13 protein-coding genes are annotated in these 15,454 nt (G+C 66.8%); 9 read left to right on the top strand and 4 right to left on the bottom strand.

Translation table 11 applies throughout. The features are described 5' to 3' along the window. Window positions 1-5: 5 nt before the first annotated feature. The 6 genes from lpxA to AC3IR9_RS06495 all read left to right on the top strand — a co-directional run bounded on the left by lpxA (window position 6) and on the right by AC3IR9_RS06495 (window position 9,038). Entirely contained in the window at window positions 6-797 is a 792-nt protein-coding gene (gene lpxA, locus AC3IR9_RS06520) for an acyl-ACP--UDP-N-acetylglucosamine O-acyltransferase (RefSeq protein ID WP_489294862.1), read from the top strand. Beyond that, window positions 794-2,062, top strand: coding sequence for a lipid-A-disaccharide synthase (lpxB, locus tag AC3IR9_RS06515; protein ID WP_489294860.1), 1,269 nt, complete (start codon window positions 794-796; stop codon window positions 2,060-2,062). The genes lpxA and lpxB overlap by 4 nt, the downstream gene beginning before the upstream one ends. Next, window positions 2,059-2,703 carry a ribonuclease HII gene (gene rnhB / locus AC3IR9_RS06510; protein WP_489294859.1) on the top strand — a complete coding sequence of 215 codons (645 nt, stop codon included), beginning with the start codon at window positions 2,059-2,061 and terminating at the stop codon, window positions 2,701-2,703. The genes lpxB and rnhB overlap by 4 nt, the downstream gene beginning before the upstream one ends. 764 nt (window positions 2,704-3,467) lie before the next feature. Then, window positions 3,468-7,049, top strand: coding sequence for a DNA polymerase III subunit alpha (dnaE, locus tag AC3IR9_RS06505; protein WP_489294858.1), 3,582 nt, complete (start codon window positions 3,468-3,470; stop codon window positions 7,047-7,049). A 49-nt stretch (window positions 7,050-7,098) separates the two neighbouring features. Further along, complete coding sequence (locus AC3IR9_RS06500; protein ID WP_489294857.1) at window positions 7,099-7,953, top strand: hypothetical protein; 855 nt, start codon at window positions 7,099-7,101, stop codon at window positions 7,951-7,953. Between the two features lie 125 nt (window positions 7,954-8,078). Then, complete coding sequence (locus AC3IR9_RS06495; protein WP_489294856.1) at window positions 8,079-9,038, top strand: acetyl-CoA carboxylase carboxyltransferase subunit alpha; 960 nt, start codon at window positions 8,079-8,081, stop codon at window positions 9,036-9,038. 334 nt (window positions 9,039-9,372) lie between these two features. Here AC3IR9_RS06495 and AC3IR9_RS06490 read toward each other — a convergent pair whose 3' ends face one another. Then, window positions 9,373-9,828, bottom strand: coding sequence for a CopD family protein (locus AC3IR9_RS06490; protein ID WP_489294854.1), 456 nt, complete (start codon window positions 9,826-9,828; stop codon window positions 9,373-9,375). Window positions 9,829-9,989: 161 nt separating this feature from the next. Between AC3IR9_RS06490 and AC3IR9_RS06485 the strand changes: the two genes are divergently transcribed. Together AC3IR9_RS06485 and AC3IR9_RS06480 are read left to right on the top strand one after the other, a co-directional pair. Then, on the top strand, window positions 9,990-10,586 hold the full coding sequence (locus AC3IR9_RS06485) for a class I SAM-dependent DNA methyltransferase (protein WP_489295738.1): 597 nt from the start codon (window positions 9,990-9,992) through the stop codon (window positions 10,584-10,586). Between the two features lie 98 nt (window positions 10,587-10,684). Further along, complete coding sequence (locus tag AC3IR9_RS06480; protein WP_489294853.1) at window positions 10,685-12,001, top strand: polyhydroxyalkanoate depolymerase; 1,317 nt, start codon at window positions 10,685-10,687, stop codon at window positions 11,999-12,001. Between the two features lie 77 nt (window positions 12,002-12,078). On the opposite strand, the gene AC3IR9_RS06475 is transcribed toward AC3IR9_RS06480, so the two are convergent. After that, a complete protein-coding gene (locus tag AC3IR9_RS06475; RefSeq protein WP_489294852.1) occupies window positions 12,079-13,086 on the bottom strand; it encodes a sensor domain-containing protein in 1,008 nt (335 codons plus the stop codon). Further along, window positions 13,083-13,448, bottom strand: a complete 366-nt coding sequence (locus AC3IR9_RS06470) for a PadR family transcriptional regulator (RefSeq protein ID WP_489294850.1) — start codon at window positions 13,446-13,448, stop codon at window positions 13,083-13,085. The genes AC3IR9_RS06475 and AC3IR9_RS06470 overlap by 4 nt, the downstream gene beginning before the upstream one ends. A gap of 145 nt (window positions 13,449-13,593) precedes the next feature. On the opposite strand from AC3IR9_RS06470, the gene AC3IR9_RS06465 reads away from it, so the two are divergent. Then, entirely contained in the window at window positions 13,594-14,493 is a 900-nt protein-coding gene (locus AC3IR9_RS06465) for a peptidylprolyl isomerase (RefSeq protein ID WP_489294848.1), read from the top strand. Between the two features lie 22 nt (window positions 14,494-14,515). Here AC3IR9_RS06465 and AC3IR9_RS06460 read toward each other — a convergent pair whose 3' ends face one another. Beyond that, window positions 14,516-15,397, bottom strand: coding sequence for a DMT family transporter (locus AC3IR9_RS06460; protein WP_489294846.1), 882 nt, complete (start codon window positions 15,395-15,397; stop codon window positions 14,516-14,518). Between the last annotated feature and the right edge of the window lie 57 nt (window positions 15,398-15,454).

Raw genomic sequence — 15,454 nt, 5'->3', positions numbered from 1 at the left:
CAGGAATGACTGACAACGCACCACGGATCCACCCCACCGCAGTGGTCGACCCGTCCGCGCGCCTGGCCAACGACGTCCAGGTCGGCGCCTTCACCCTGATCGGTGCCGATGTCGACATCGGCGCCGGCACGGTGGTCGGCCCGCACTGCTCGATCCACGGCCCGACCCGGATCGGCCGCAACAACCACTTCGTCGGCCACGCCGCGATCGGTGGCGAGCCGCAGGACAAGAAGTACAAGGGCGAGCGCACCGAACTGCGGATCGGCGACGACAACGTCATCCGCGAGTTCGTCACCATCAACCGTGGCACCGAGGGCGGCGGCGGCATCACCACGGTCGGCAACGACAACTGGATGCTGGCCTACACCCACGTCGCACACGACTGCCACGTCGGCGACCACTGCGTGTTTTCCAACAACACCACGCTGGCCGGCCATGTGACCGTGGGCGACTACGTGATCATCAGCGGCTTCGCTGGCGCGCACCAGTTCTGCCGGATCGGCGCGCATGCCTTCCTCGGCATGGGCGCACTGACCAACGGCGACGTCCCGCCGTTCACCATGGTCGGCAGCGACTCGCTGGGCCGCCCGCGCGGGATCAACAGCGAAGGCCTCAAGCGCCGCGGCTTCGATGCCGAGCGCATTGCCAGCATCAAGCGCGCCTACCGCACGCTGTACGTGGCCGGGCTGCCGCTGGCCGAAGCCAAGCTGCAGCTGGCCGAACAGGCCGAGCACAGCGCCGACGTGAAGGACCTGCTGGACTTCATCGAGCACGCCGAGAGGCCGCTGCTGCGATGACCGGTACCGGCCCGCACGGCGCTGCCGGCAGCACCGCGGAGATCATCACCCTGGCCACGGTGGCCGGCAGCGTGACCCCAACCGCGCTGGCGCATGCCTCCGACCGCCCGCTGCGGATCGCACTGGTGGCCGGTGAGGCGTCCGGCGACCTGCTGGGCGCCGGCCTGATACGCGAACTCAAGGCGCGCTTCCCGAATGCCGAGTTTGCCGGCATCGGCGGCGATGCGATGCGCAACGCCGGCTGCCAGACCTGGTTCGATGCCAGCGAACTGGCGGTGATGGGCCTGACCGAAATCCTGCGCCACCTGCCGCGCCTGCTTACGCTGCGCGGGCAGTTCCGCGCGCGTGCACTGGCGTGGCAGCCGGATGTGTTCATCGGCATCGACGCACCGGACTTCAACCTGGGCGTGGAGCGCTGGCTGAAGCAACGCGGCATCACCACCGTGCACTACGTCAGCCCGTCGGTCTGGGCGTGGCGGGAGAAGCGCGCGGAGAAGATCGGGGCCAGCGCCGACCTGGTGCTGTGCCTGTTCCCGATGGAACCGCCGATCTATGCAAAACACGGTATCGATGCGCGTTTTGTCGGGCATCCGATGGCCGACGATATTCCGCTGCACAGCGACCGCGACGAAGCGCGCATGGCCTTGGGCCTGCCCGCCAACGCCAAGGTGCTGGCAGTGCTGCCCGGCAGCCGCCTGGGTGAGATCGGCAAGCTGGGCGAGGCGTTCTTTGAAGCCGCCTGGCAGGTATCCGAGCGCATCCCCGGCCTACACGTGGTGGTGCCAGCGGCCAACCCGGCCTGCCGCCAGTTGATCAGCGAGCAGTTGTCGCGCTCGGCGTTGCCGGTGGCCTATTCGCACCTGCTCGATGGGGACGCGCGCAACGCGATGATCGCCGCCGACGTGGTGGTGCTGGCATCGGGCACGGCGACACTGGAAACCATGCTGGTCAAGCGCCCCATGGTGGTCGGCTACCGCGTGGCGGAACTGACCTATCGGATCGTCAAGGCGCTGGGGCTGATCAAGGTCAACCGCTTCGCCCTGCCCAATATCCTGGCCGGCAAGGACCTGGCGCCGGAGTTGATCCAGCACGATTGCGTGCCGGACAAACTGGCCGCGGCGATCCTGCAGTGGTTCGATCATCCGCAACGGGCGATCGACCTGCAGGAGACCTACCGGCAGTTGCATCTGCAGCTGCGCCAGGATGCTTCGGCGCGCGCCGCCGACGCGGTGGCCGAGCTGCTGGCACGCAAGGCGACGGCATGAGCCGGCGACATGCGGCAGCGGCTTCGCTGGCGCTGTTCGACGGGGCGGCACTGGCCACGGTGGCGCCGCGCTACGTGGCCGGGGTGGACGAGGCCGGGCGCGGTCCACTGGCCGGGCCGGTAGCGGTGGCGGCGGTGGTGTTCTGCCCGGAGCGTCCGCGCCTGAACGGGCTGGACGATTCCAAGCAGTTGACGGCGCTGCGCCGCGATCAGTTGTTCGACAGGATCCTGGACCGTGCGCTGGCCTTCCATGTGGTGATGGTGGAGGTGGGCGAGATCGATTCGCTCAACATCTACCAGGCCACGCTGCTGGGCATGCGGCGCGCGGTGGAAGGGGTGGCGCACGTGGCGCAGTTCGCGCGGATCGACGGCAACGTGGTGCCAAAGGGGCTGCCCTGCCCGGCGCAGGCGCTGGTGGGTGGGGATGGGCTGGACCGGGCGATCATGGCGGCGTCGATTCTGGCCAAGGTGACTCGCGATCGTTTCATGCTGGCGCTGCATGCGGAGCATCCCGAATACGGGTTCGATCAGCACAAGGGTTATGGGACGCCGGCGCACCTGGCGGCGTTGCGGGCGCACGGTCCCTGTCCGCAGCATCGGCGCAGCTTTGCGCCGGTTCGCGCTTGTTATGAGGTGGTTTAGGTTTTTTTATGCTGCGCATGGCAGAAGCCAGGGCCAAGGCCAGTGCCGAAGCCGGAGCAACTGCAACGGCCCGGCGGTCGGCTGCTCCCTGCGGGGGCGGTACGGTTGGGTTGGCGGGACACGCTGCAAGTACGTCCCTGTAAGCTCGTTCGCGCCATCCATGGCGCTCAACGGTCCCGCCAACCCAACCGTACCGCCCCCCGATAGCGCATCTGTGCGCATGGGCAGTCAACAGCGGATAACCGCAGTTTGCGCCTAGCTGGTGACCTCACTTGGGCCGGCAGTGCACGTTGATATCTGATAGTTGGTGTTGGGTGTTGTTGTTGGTGTTGGATTTGGAGGTGCCGAGCGTTGCTCGGCACTGCTCTCCTTCCCCCAATTGACCCACCCAACTGCCCTGCTCTGCTTCCACTCCGGCTCGCGCCTTGGCCTCGGCTTCGGCTTCGCCTTGGCCCCTGCTCGCCCATGCGCACCGCCACATTGTCGGGGGTGGTGGAGGCAGGGTCGTGGGGCCCTGAGCCGCATGGATGCGGCGACGGAGCTTACACGGACGTACTTGCAGCGTGCCCCACGACCCTGCCTCCACCGCCCCAGCCCTTCAGCACCCGCACACAGGGCTTGCAGCCGTTGACGTTGACGTTGGCTCCAAAAAAGAAAAACCAACCTGAACCCCGAAACTCTTCCCGCCCCCTGTAACACCCCTGTCAAGCCTTGTTCGGTCAGGCCCGCGCCGCTACCCTGACCGGGCATTACATTGGCCCGGCATGACCACTTCCCGTTTCGTACATCTCCACGTCCACACCGAGTTTTCGCTGGCGGATTCGACCATCCGTGTCCCGGCGAAGCCGGAGCAGGCTGACCCGAAGAAAGCCAAGCAGGCCAACCTGCTCAGCCGCGCGGTGGAACTCAAGCTGCCCGCCCTGGCGGTCACCGACCTGAACAACCTGTTCGCCCTGGTCAAGTTCTACAAAGCCGCCGAAACGGTGGGCATCAAGCCCATCGCCGGCGCCGACATCATGATCGCCGAAGAGGGCATGACCCCCTGGCGCATGACCCTGCTGTGCCGCGACCGCGAGGGCTACCTCAGCCTCTCCCGCCTGCTCACCCGCGCCTGGATGGAAGGCCACCGTCCCGAAGGCGGCGTCGCCGTGCACCCGGACTGGCTCAAGGCCGGCTGCCACAACCTGTTTGCCCTGGCCGGCCGCGACAGCCTCGCCGGCCGCCTGGCCAACGACGGCCGCCACGACCTGGCCGAGCAACAGCTCGCCGACTGGCAGCGCGTGTTCGGCGACGGCCTGCACCTGGAACTGACCCGTACCGGCCGCGACGGCGAAGAAGCCTTCAACCAGTTTGCCCTGCACGCGGCCGGCCAACGCGGCCTGCCGGTGATCGCCAGCAACGATGTGCGCTTCCTGCAGCCGGAAGATTTCAGCGCCCACGAAGCGCGCGTGTGCATCTCCTCCGGCCGCGTGCTCGACGACCCCAAGCGCCCGCGCGACTACAGCGACCAGCAGTACCTCAAGTCGCCCGAGGAAATGTGCGCGCTGTTCGCCGACATTCCCGACGCGATCGACAATACCCTCGCGCTGGCCGAACGCTGCAACATCGAAATGCGCCTGGGCACCTACTTCCTGCCCAACTACCCGGTGCCCGAAAACGAAACGCTGGACAGCTGGATCTGCAGCGAAGCGCGCAAGGGCCTGGAAACGCGCCTGGAAAAAAACCCGCTGGCCGACGGCAAGACCCGCGCCGACTACGTCGAACGGCTCGAGTTCGAACTGGCCACCATCATCAAGATGGGCTTCCCCGGCTACTTCCTCATCGTGGCCGACTTCATCCAGTGGGGCAAAAACCAGGGCATCCCGATCGGCCCCGGGCGCGGTTCCGGCGCCGGTTCGCTGGTGGCCTGGGCGCTGCAGATCACCGACCTCGACCCGATCCCGTACAACCTGCTGTTCGAGCGGTTCCTCAATCCCGAACGCGTGTCGATGCCCGACTTCGACATCGACTTCTGCATGGACCGCCGCGACGAAGTGATCGACTACGTCGCACGCAAGTACGGCCGTGAGCGCGTCAGCCAGATCATCACCTACGGCACCATGGCCGCCAAGGCCGTCGTGCGCGACTCCGGGCGCGTGCTCGGCTTCCCGTATGGCCTGGTCGACGGCGTGTCCAAGCTGATCCCCAACATCCTGGGCATCTCGCTCAAGGATGCGATGGGTGAAGGCAAGGACTCGGAGATGGCCTCGCCCGAGCTGATCCAGCGCTACCAGAACGAAGACGATGTCCGCGACCTGATCGACCTGGCGCGCCAGCTCGAAGACCTCACCCGCAACGCCGGCAAGCATGCCGGTGGCGTGGTGATCGCACCCGAGCCGCTGGCCGAATTCTGCCCGCTGTTCGCCGAGCATGACGAAGGCGGCCGCGGCCGCAACCCGGTCACCCAGTTCGACAAGAACGACGTCGAAGAAATCGGCCTGGTGAAGTTCGACTTCCTCGGCCTGCGTACGCTGACGATCATCGATTGGGCGGTCAAGGCGATCAACAAGCGCCACGCGCGCGCCGGCGTCCCGCCGGTGGACATCACCGCGATCCCGCTCGACGACACCCCGACCTACAAGAACATCTTCGCCTCGGGCAACACCGGGGCGGTGTTCCAGTTTGAATCCTCGGGCATGCGCCGGTTGCTCAAGGACGCCAAGCCCGACCGCTTCGAAGACCTGATCGCGCTGGTGTCGCTGTACCGCCCCGGCCCGATGGACCTGATCCCGGACTTCAATGCGCGTAAGCATGGCCAGCAGGAAATCATCTATCCCGATCCGCGCACCGAAGCGATCCTGAAAGACACCTACGGCATCATGGTGTACCAGGAGCAGGTCATGCAGATGGCGCAGATCGTCGGCGGTTACTCGCTCGGTGGCGCCGACCTGCTGCGTCGCGCGATGGGCAAGAAGGTGCCGGCCGAAATGGCCAAGCACCGCGAGATCTTCCGCGAAGGTGCGGCCAAGGGGGGCGTGGACGGCCCCAAGGCCGATGAAATCTTCGACCTGATGGAGAAGTTTGCCGGCTACGGCTTCAACAAGTCGCACGCCGCTGCCTATGCGCTGGTCAGTTACCAGACTGCCTGGCTCAAGCATCACTACCCGGCTGAGTTCATGGCCGCCACGCTGTCCTCGGACATGGACAACACCGACAAGGTGGTCGGTTTCCTGGCCGAAGTGCGCAACCTCGGCCTGACCGTGCTGCCGCCGCGGGTCAACGACTCGGCGTACATGTTCGAAGCGGCCACCGCCGACACCATCCAGTACGGCCTGGGCGCGATCAAGGGCGTCGGCCAGGGCGCGTGCGAAGCGGTCGTGGACGAGCGCCTGCGGGGCGGTCGTTACGAATCGCTGCTGGATTTCTGCATGCGCTCGGAGTCCGGCAAGCTCAACCGCCGCACCCTCGAAGCGATGATCAACTGCGGCGCGATGGATGGCCTGGGCAAGAACCGCGCCTCGCTGATGCTGCAGTTGCCCGAAGTGCTCAAGGCCACCGACCAGATGGCGCGCGAGAAGGCCTCCGGCCAGAATTCGCTGTTCGGCGCGCCCAGCCCGCAGTCCACCGCGCTGCAGCTGGACCTGCCCGAAGCCAAGGAATGGGCGCTCGGCCAGTTGCTGGACGGTGAGCGCGACACGCTCGGCTTCTACCTCAGCGGCCATCCGTTCGACCCCTATGCCGACGACGTCAAGGAACTGGTCGGCACCGACCTGGGCATGCTGGAGAAACTGATTCCGCCGGCACGGCCCAGCAAGGATGGCGAGAAGCGCGCCTGGCGCCAGGAAACCCCGGTGATCCTGGCCGGTCAGGTGGTCGGCGTACGCCGCAAGGGCGAAAGCCAGGTCTTCATGCAGCTCGAAGACAGCAAGGGCCGGGTGGAGTGCAGCGCGTTCACCGATGGCCTGGCCGAGTTCGGCCATCTGATGACCAAGGACCGCATCCTGATCGTCAAGGGCGGCCTGCGCGAAGACGAATTCAACGGCGGCTATGCCCTGCGCATCCGCCAGTGCTGGGATTACCAGGATGTCTGCGCCAACTACGCCACGCGCCTGTCGCTGCGCGTGGACCTGCGCCAGGACGGCCCGGTCTGGGCACGCGTGAACGCGCTGCTCGACCGCCACCGCCCCGGCCGCACGCCGTTGCGCATGGACCTGCTGCTGGCCTCTGCCGAGGGGCCGGTGGCCGGCATGCTCGACGTGGGCGGCGACATTGCCGTGCGCGTGGACAGCCAACTGGTCGACGCCCTGCGCGCCGACCCCGCCGTGCGTACCGTCAAGGTGCGTTACAGCCCACCGTGGGCCAACTGATCCGCTCCACCCGTTCTACAGGTACCTAGTTTTGATCAAGCGTTTTGCTGTGCTGCTGTTTGCAGCCGTTGCCATTGCCGGCTGCTCCAGCCCCGCCCAGACCTTTGAGATCGACAATCCGGGCGACGCGCCGTTGACCCTGCGCATCGACGGCAACGAACTGCCGATCGCCGCGCACGCCTCACGCCCGGTGCGGCTGAAACCCGGTGAGCACCACCTGCAGACCGAACAGCTGGGCAAGGTGCATTTCATCGTCTATGCCCGCGGCAACGGCGGGTTGATCAATCCGACCCTGGGCGAGTATGTGATCGCCCGCCAGGACCACGCCGACGAACCGGACAACGTCGGAACGACCACCGCACCCCCGCAGCGCATCGCGCTGGGCGAGGTGACCGTTGAAGGCCCCTACCGGATAACCCACGACCTGTTCATCGACCGGGACTGGTCGCTGGGCGTGCGCGAGCCGTTCCCGGACCAACAGACCGTGGCCCCGATCGAGGCGGGCGGCGACCGGGTCACTACCAAGATCTTCACCGCGGTCGACTTCATCGATTACCTTGAAGCCAGCGGCGACCGGCTCGGTGCGCATCTCCGCGGGCAAGCCGGCGGCTACGTGGCCCCGACCTTCACCGTGGCTACCGCGCCAGCCAGCCTGCCGGCGCTGGATCCAGCATTCGAGGCGCATGCCGGCCCGCTGCGCGAGCTGTACCGCCGCTACCTGCACGCCACCACCGCCGATGCCCAGCTGCAGCTGCAGCAGGAGGCCGCGCAGGCACAGATGGCCTTCACTGCAGCCACCGCTTCGCTGGGCGCCCACCTTCCGGTGGCGGCCAACGCCGCCTGCAGCGACTTTGTCACCACCCGCCGCCAGCTGATGGCCCGGGCCGCGCTGATCGTCCCCTGATCCCGCCGGCCGCCTGGCTGGTACGTTCTGCCCCACTACGCTACCGTCGGTTTCCAGACGACGGCGTACGGGGCATTCCGGCGCATTCGGCTACACTTTCCCTCTTTACTTCACGACGGTTTCCGATGAATCCGAACTACCTCGACTTCGAGCAACCCATCGCTGATCTAGAGGCGAAGATCCAGGACCTGCGCAGCGCCAGCGCCGGCCCTGCGGTCAATGTCGAGGCCGAGGTGCATGCCCTGCGGGACAAGCTGCGGGTGCGCACCGCGCAGATCTTCCGCAACCTCAACTCCTGGCAGGTGCTGCAGCTGGCTCGGCATCCTTCGCGCCCGTATACCGCCGACTACATCCGCATTTTCTGCGATGAGTTCCAGGAACTGGCCGGTGACCGTGCCTTTGCCGACGACAAGGCCATCATGGGCGGCCTGGCCCGTATCGGCGGCCGTTCGGTGATGCTGATCGGCCACCAGAAGGGGCGCGATACCAAGGAAAAGATCAAGCGCAACTTCGGCATGCCCAAGCCGGAGGGCTACCGCAAGGCGCTGCGCCTGATGAAGATGGCCGAACGCTTCGGCCTGCCGGTGCTGACCCTGATCGACACCGCCGGCGCCTGGCCGGGCATCGATGCCGAATCGCGCGGCCAGTCCGAGGCGATCGCGCGCAACCTGATGGAAATGGCCGAACTCAAGGTGCCGGTGATCTGTACGGTGATCGGTGAAGGTGGCTCCGGCGGCGCGTTGGCGCTGGGCGTGGGCGACCGCACCGTGATGCTGGAATACAGCGTGTATTCGACCATCACCCCGGAAGGCTGCGCTTCGATCCTGTGGAAGGATGCCGGCAAGGCCAAGGAAGCGGCCGAACAGCTGGGCATGACCGCCCCGCGGCTGAAGAGCCTGGGGCTGATCGACAAGATGGTGCGCGAGCCGACCGGCGGCGCCCACCGCAACCCGACCCAGATGGCCAAGCGCCTGAAGGCGGTCCTGCTCAACGAGCTGGACGAACTGCAGAAGCTGTCGGTGGACGAGCTGCTGGCCAAGCGCTACGAGCGCCTGCGCAGTTACGGCACTTACGAGACGGTGTAAGCGTCCGGCTGCGGGCATGGAAAAACCGGATGCCAACGCATCCGGTTTTTTTTGGGCTCTTCTCCCCTGTGCGGGGATGGTTTCACCCGCAGGGCAACAGCGGCGAGCGGGGGGTCTTCGTCCATCTATGACGCGCGCGTCCGGCCCGCTTGGCGGCCGGCAGGCCCTTGTGCAAATGTCCCCCGGCCGACGCCTGCAGCGCCGGCCTCCTCCTTTATTTTGCCAAGGACCTGCCGGCCGCCAAGCGGCGCGGCTTGCGGAACGCGTAGGTCACGCCCTTGGGTAGGTCACCACCGTTGGTGGTGACGCATATCGGCCGCAGGCCGGCCTGCGCTCAGAACGGTTTGGCCAGTACCAGCCACACCACGCCGATGAACAGCACCAGCGGCAGCTCGTTGAACCAGCGCAGCGCGCGCGAGGTCGGCAGCGGCTTGCCGCGCACGTTGCCCTTCAACAGCCGCCCGGTCCACGAGTAGTACACCAGCAGCAGCACCACCAACCCCAGCTTGGCGTGCAGCCAGGCGGCCGCGCCCGGGGCGACCATGGTGGGGAAATCGGGGATGACCTTGTAGCCCAGCCACAGCACCAGGCCCAGGATCAATGCGAAGCCGAACATCATGTGACCGAACTTGTACAGGCGCAGGCCCATCAGCTGCAGCCGCTCGGTCACCGGCAGCTGGCCGGCGGTTTCGCTCAGGTTGACCAGTATCCGCGGCAGGTAGAACACCGCCGCCATCCAGGCCACCACGAACAGCAGATGGAAGGTCTTTACCCAGTAATAGCTCTGCATGTGCTCGCTCCGGCGGCTGGCGTAGGTCGACCGTCATTCTCGCACGCCCCGGTAGAGCTACCCCATGAGGGTCTGGCGCGACATTTCGCCACACCGCAGCCACGCACGGGGGGCGCCAGGCCGTACGATAGGCGCCGTTTTCATGACTGTGCCCAATGCCCGTGGACAAGACCTACGACGCCGACTATTTCAAGCGCTGGTACCAGGCCGACCAGGCCGGTGGCGCCGCGCGCCTGGCACGCAAGGTCGCCCTGGCCGTGGCCAGCGCCGAGTACTACCTCGAGCGGCCGATCCGCAGCGTGCTCGACATCGGCTGCGGTGAAGGCGCCTGGCGCGCACCGCTGCTCAAGCTGCGCCCGCGCGTGCAGTACCTGGGCTTTGACAGCAGCGACTATGCAGTACAGCGCTATGGCCGCAGCCGCAACCTGCGCCCGGGCAAGGTGGGTGATTTCGCCTGGCTGCGGCCGTGTGCCCCGGTCGACCTGCTGGTCTGCTCGGATGTCATGCACTACGTCCCCAGCCGCGAACTGCGCCCGGCCCTGCACGGGTTTGCCGAACTCACCGGCGGAATCGCCTTCCTGGAGGCGTTCACCGCCGAGGACGAGTTCGATGGCGACCACGAGGGTTTCCAGTCCCGCCCGGCACGCTGGTACCGCAGCCAGCTCAAGGCCGCCGGTTTCAGCGGGCTCGGATCGCACTGCTGGCTGGGGCCGGCACGGGCCGGACACGCCGCCGCCCTTGAGCGCGCCGAGCGCTGAGTCTCGACAACAAATGAGACCCCCCCCCGTATTAAGGCGCCGACCCCGGCGGTGCGTTATGCTGCGCGGCAACATAAGACCATACATATTCGGACGTCATGCTCTACCAACTGCATGAGTTGACCCGCAACATGCTCGCCCCGTGGGTGCACCAGGCCCAGGCCAACGCCAAATTCTTCGCCAACCAGGGCCACTGGTGGTCGCAGATGCCCGGCGCCGATCGCCTGGCGGCGGTGAACGAGCTGTTCCATCGCATCGGCAAGGATTACGAGAAGCCCGAGTGGGGCATCAACGAAATCGAGGTCGATGGCGAGCGCGTGCCGATCGTGGTGCACGAAGAAGTCAGCAAGCCGTTCTGCAAGTTGCTGCGCTTCAAGCGCCACAGCAACGAAGCCGACCAGTTGCACACCATGCTCAACCAGCCGTTCGTGCTGGTGGTGGCGCCACTCTCGGGCCACCACGCCACGCTGCTGCGCGATACCGTGCGCACGCTGCTGCGCGACCATCGCGTGTATGTCACCGACTGGGTGGATGCGCGCATGGTGCCCGGCAGCGAGGGCGAGTTCGGGCTGGAGGATTACATCGCCTACGTGCAGGAATTCATCCGCCACCTGGGTGCCGAAAAACTGCATGTGGTCAGCGTCTGCCAGCCGACCGTGCCGGTGCTGGCCGCGGTATCGCTGATGGCCAGCCGTGGCGAACCTACCCCGCGCACGCTGGTGATGATGGGCGGCCCGATCGACGCACGCTGCAGCCCGACCGCGGTGAACAACCTGGCCACGCAGAACCCGCTGTCGTGGTTTGAAAACAATGTGATCCACAGCGTGCCGGGTACCTACCCCGGCGCGGGCCGGCGCGTGTATCCGGGCTTCCTGCAGCACGCCGGATTCCTGTCGATGAACCCCAGCCGGCATTTCAGTTCGCATTGGGATTTCTATGCCGACCTGGTCAAGGGCGACATGGAAGACGCCGATGCGCATCGGCAGTTCTACGATGAGTACAACGCCGTGCTGGACATGCCGGCCAAGTACTATCTCGATACCATCCGGGTGGTGTTCCAGGAGTTCCTGCTGCCGCGCGGGGAGTGGATCGTCAACGGCGAGCGCGTGGACCCCGGTGCGATCACCGGCACCGCGCTGTTGAGCATCGAAGGCGAGCTGGACGACATCGCCGGGCTCGGCCAGACCGAAGCGGCGCAGTCGCTGTGCACCGGCATTCCGGCGGCAAGCCGCGAGCATTTCATCGTCGAGGGCGCTGGCCACTACGGCATCTTCAGCGGCCGCCGCTGGCGCGAGACGGTCTACCCGAAGGTGCGCGATTTCTTCGCCACCCATGCGCAGCCGGCCACGGCCAAGCCGAAAAAGGCCGCCAAGATCGCCAGCAACGTGACCCCGTTGCGGCGCAAGGCGGGGTAAACGCGTACCGACCAACGGTCGGTACCTACCTTTGCCGCTCCGGTGGGTGACGACCGTTGGTCGTCACCGCCGCACCCTTACAACCGCACCAGCAGGTGCTTGGCCATCATCCCGTGCAGGCGGCCGATGCCGCGTGCGAGGTGCAGGGTGGCAAACAGCAGCACCACGCCCACGATCGCCAGCAGCGGGGTCACCCACATCGGCATCATCTGCTGGCCGTCGATCCAGATGCCCCAGTACTTGTTGTCGAACATCAGCGCGGCGATCGGCGACCAGATGAAGGCCAGCGAGATCGACAGCAGCGTGGTGAAGATCGTGAAGTACACGATGCCCAGCGGCAGCATCAGCACGAAGTACAGCTGGGTCAGCCAGGTGCGGCCGTCGGTGAACATGTCGCCGATCCGCTGCAGCCAGCTGCGGCTGCGGTCGGAATAGGTCGGCCGGCGCGGCATGCGCTCGCCCAGCAGGGCTTCCACCAACCGCCCTTCCAGCAGCGACAACCCGCGTACCGATCCGAAGAACAACACCGTCAGCGGAATGCCGATGATCAGCACCATCAGGCCCAGCGACAGCGACAGGCCGGTCACCACCCAGGTGAAGAAGAAGATGCCGGTGGCCAGCGACAGCAGCATGTAGAACAACGCGCCATAGGTGCGCGGCTCCAGCGCGACGCCGAAGAAGCGCGCCAGCAGCGAACGCGGCGCGGCGGCCGATGGCGGCGGGCTGGCGCTGGCGGTGGCAGCGGCCGCTGCGCCGACGGCGGCCACCGCGACCGGCACCGTGCGGGCGATCGGGCGCGCGCCCGCACTGGGAACCCGCAGTGCGCGGTTCACGGTGATCTCGGTTTCGCGATAGATCTCGGCCACTTCTTCCGGGGCGCCATAGCTGCCGGCGACATCGGCGATCACCTCGGCCTCGCTGCGGCCCGGCTGCGCGGCCAGTTCCGAGCGCAGGTACTCTTCGGCGTCGTACAGCGCGTCCTGCACCATCGCCGGGTCGGCGTCATGCAAGGCGGCACGCAGCTGTGCCAGGTACTGCGGGATGGTGGTGGGCAGGCTGTTGCCTGCCAGAGTCGGATCGTTCATTGCAGTACCCCCTCCAACACGGAATCGACGGAATCGCGGGTGGCGCGCCAGGCCTGGATCCACTGCTCCAGCACCCCACGGCCACGTTCATTGATGCGGTAGTAGCGCCGTGGCGGGCCGGCCATCGACGGTTCGACATGGCTCTCCAGCAACCCGGCCCCTTCCAGGTTGCGCAGCACCGGGTACAGCGCGCTCTGCTTGCCACTGAGCACCCCCTCGCCCACCCGCTCCAGCTCCTTGGCAATCAGGTAGCCGTACAACGGCTCGCCGGCCTTGGCCAGCACCGCGAGCAGGGCCAGCGATACCGTGCCGGCGCTGAGCTCTTTCTGGAACTTCTTCAAGTAGGCGTCGTCGTCGGCCATGACCGGTTCTCCACTACGTTGAAGTCAACACTAGTGTGAAGTCCGCTATAGCGAATGTGTCGTTAGTCACCCTGCCTGCGGGCATGGGTGGCGGTCGGGCGCTGCATTCACGCAGAATCAGGGCACATTCCTGATCGGGTCCGCCATGTCGCCACGTCATCCTGCCCTGCTCGCCCTTGCCCTGGCCTGCGCCCTGCCTGTCGTGGCCACCGCCGCCACGCCCTACCGTAGCCCGCAGCAGATCCTTGATGCCTCGCCGGCCACCGATTGGCGTACGCCGGACCCGGCCAACGTGCTGTACATGACCCTGGACACCGGGCGGGTCACCATCGAGTTGGCACCGGCCTTCGCGCCGCAGCACGTGGCCAATATCCAGACCCTGGCCCACGAGCATTTCTGGGACGGGGAAAGCATCTACCGGGTGCAGGACAATTTCGTGGCCCAGTTCGGCGACGCCGATGCCGACGAGGCAGGCAAGGCCAAATCGCTGGGCTCGGCCAAGCGTGCGCTGCCGGCCGAGTTCCAGCACGACAGCAAGGGCTTGAAGGTCAGCGTGCTGCCCGATCGCGATGGCTGGGCCGACCAGACCGGGTTCGTCGATGGCTTCGCCGTGGGCCAGGACCGCAAGGATGGCAAGACCTGGCTGGCGCACTGCTATGGCACTTTGGGTGCCGGGCGCAGCAACGAGGAAGACAGCAGCATCGGGGCGGAGTTGTATGTGGTGACCGGGCAGTCACCCCGCCAGCTGGACCGCAACATCACCGTGGTGGGCCGGGTGCTGCAGGGCATGGAGCTGTTGAGTGCGTTGCCGCGCGGACCGGCGCCGATGGGCTTCTATGCACAGGCCGATCAGCGCACGCCGATCCGTTCGATCCAGCGCGCCAGCGATGTGCCAGCGGCGCAGCGGCCGACGCTGCAGGTGCTGCGCACCGATTCAAAGACCTTCGCCGATACGGTGGAGGCGCGGCGCAACCGCGTGGATGATTTCTACAAGCGTCCGGCCGGGCATATCGATCTGTGCAACATCGCGGTGCCGGTGCGGTAAGGGCCGGCGGGCAGCGCGCTGCCTACCGCTTCTGCGAGGCGGCGACGCTTCCCAGGATCAACACACCGGCCAGCACCATCGCCCAGGTCACTGCCTCCCCCAGGAACAACCACGCAAACAGCGCGCCGAACATCGGCACCAGGTAGGTCACGGTGGAGGCGCGGGCCGGGCCGATGCGGGCGATGAGGCGGTAGAACATCAGAAACGCCAGGCCGGTGCAGACCACGCCCAGGGCAATGGCGCAGGCCCAGGACAGGGTGGGAATCGGCGTAGTCGGCCAATGGGTGAGCGCCATCGGCAACAGCGCGATGGCCGCACAACCGAGGGTGGCACCGGCCGAGGCGGCCGGCGGCAGGCCGGTCATGTGCCGCTTCACCAGGTTCACGCCCAGGCCGTACAGCAGCGCGGCCAGCGCGCCGGCCACCACCGCCGCGCCGATGCTCAGGCCGGAGACCTTGGCCGTGGCCAGTACCACCACGCCGGCGAAGCCGACCAGCAGCGCGATGGCGCGGCGCATGCCGATCTTTTCGCCGAAGAACAGGAACGCGATCAGCGCGGCGAACAGCACCGTCATCGCGTTGCAGATCGCGCCGATCGCGGCCGGGGCGCGCTGCGCGGCCCAGGCAAACAATACGAACGGAATGGCCGAGTTGATGATGCCGATCGGTGCCAGCCACAGCCAGCGCCGGGCCGGGAAATGCGCGCGCGCCTGCCACAGGAACGGCAGCAGCACCAACGCGCCCAGCAGCAGGCGTACTTCCACCAGTGCATAGGGGCCGAAAGCCGGCACGGCCACGCGCATGAACAGGAACGAGCAGCCCCAGATCGCGCCGAGCACGGTCAACTCCAACGGCGTGCGCCAATCGCGCTCGACCACCGCCCCGGCGACCGGGACGCCGCTCATGGCCGGCTCCCGGACAACAGGCAGATGCGCGGCTGACAGGCGTTTTCGGGCGACATC

This window comes from Stenotrophomonas sp. GL_101 (genome assembly GCF_057835675.1).
Note: the sequence above shows the minus strand (reverse complement) of the source record. Positions and strands in the feature narration are given on the sequence as shown.

Excerpts from the sequence above, each read along its gene's own strand:
- lpxA (WP_489294862.1), top strand. The coding sequence starts at position 6 with ATGACTGACAACGCACCACGGATCCACCCCACCGCAGTGGTCGACCCG.
- lpxB (WP_489294860.1), top strand. The coding sequence starts at position 794 with ATGACCGGTACCGGCCCGCACGGCGCTGCCGGCAGCACCGCGGAGATC.
- rnhB (WP_489294859.1), top strand. The coding sequence starts at position 2,059 with ATGAGCCGGCGACATGCGGCAGCGGCTTCGCTGGCGCTGTTCGACGGG.
- dnaE (WP_489294858.1), top strand. The coding sequence starts at position 3,468 with ATGACCACTTCCCGTTTCGTACATCTCCACGTCCACACCGAGTTTTCG.
- AC3IR9_RS06495 (WP_489294856.1), top strand. The coding sequence starts at position 8,079 with ATGAATCCGAACTACCTCGACTTCGAGCAACCCATCGCTGATCTAGAG.
- AC3IR9_RS06490 (WP_489294854.1), bottom strand. The coding sequence starts at position 9,828 with ATGCAGAGCTATTACTGGGTAAAGACCTTCCATCTGCTGTTCGTGGTG.
- AC3IR9_RS06480 (WP_489294853.1), top strand. The coding sequence starts at position 10,685 with ATGCTCTACCAACTGCATGAGTTGACCCGCAACATGCTCGCCCCGTGG.
- AC3IR9_RS06475 (WP_489294852.1), bottom strand. The coding sequence starts at position 13,086 with ATGAACGATCCGACTCTGGCAGGCAACAGCCTGCCCACCACCATCCCG.
- AC3IR9_RS06470 (WP_489294850.1), bottom strand. The coding sequence starts at position 13,448 with ATGGCCGACGACGACGCCTACTTGAAGAAGTTCCAGAAAGAGCTCAGC.
- AC3IR9_RS06465 (WP_489294848.1), top strand. The coding sequence starts at position 13,594 with ATGTCGCCACGTCATCCTGCCCTGCTCGCCCTTGCCCTGGCCTGCGCC.
- AC3IR9_RS06460 (WP_489294846.1), bottom strand. The coding sequence starts at position 15,397 with ATGAGCGGCGTCCCGGTCGCCGGGGCGGTGGTCGAGCGCGATTGGCGC.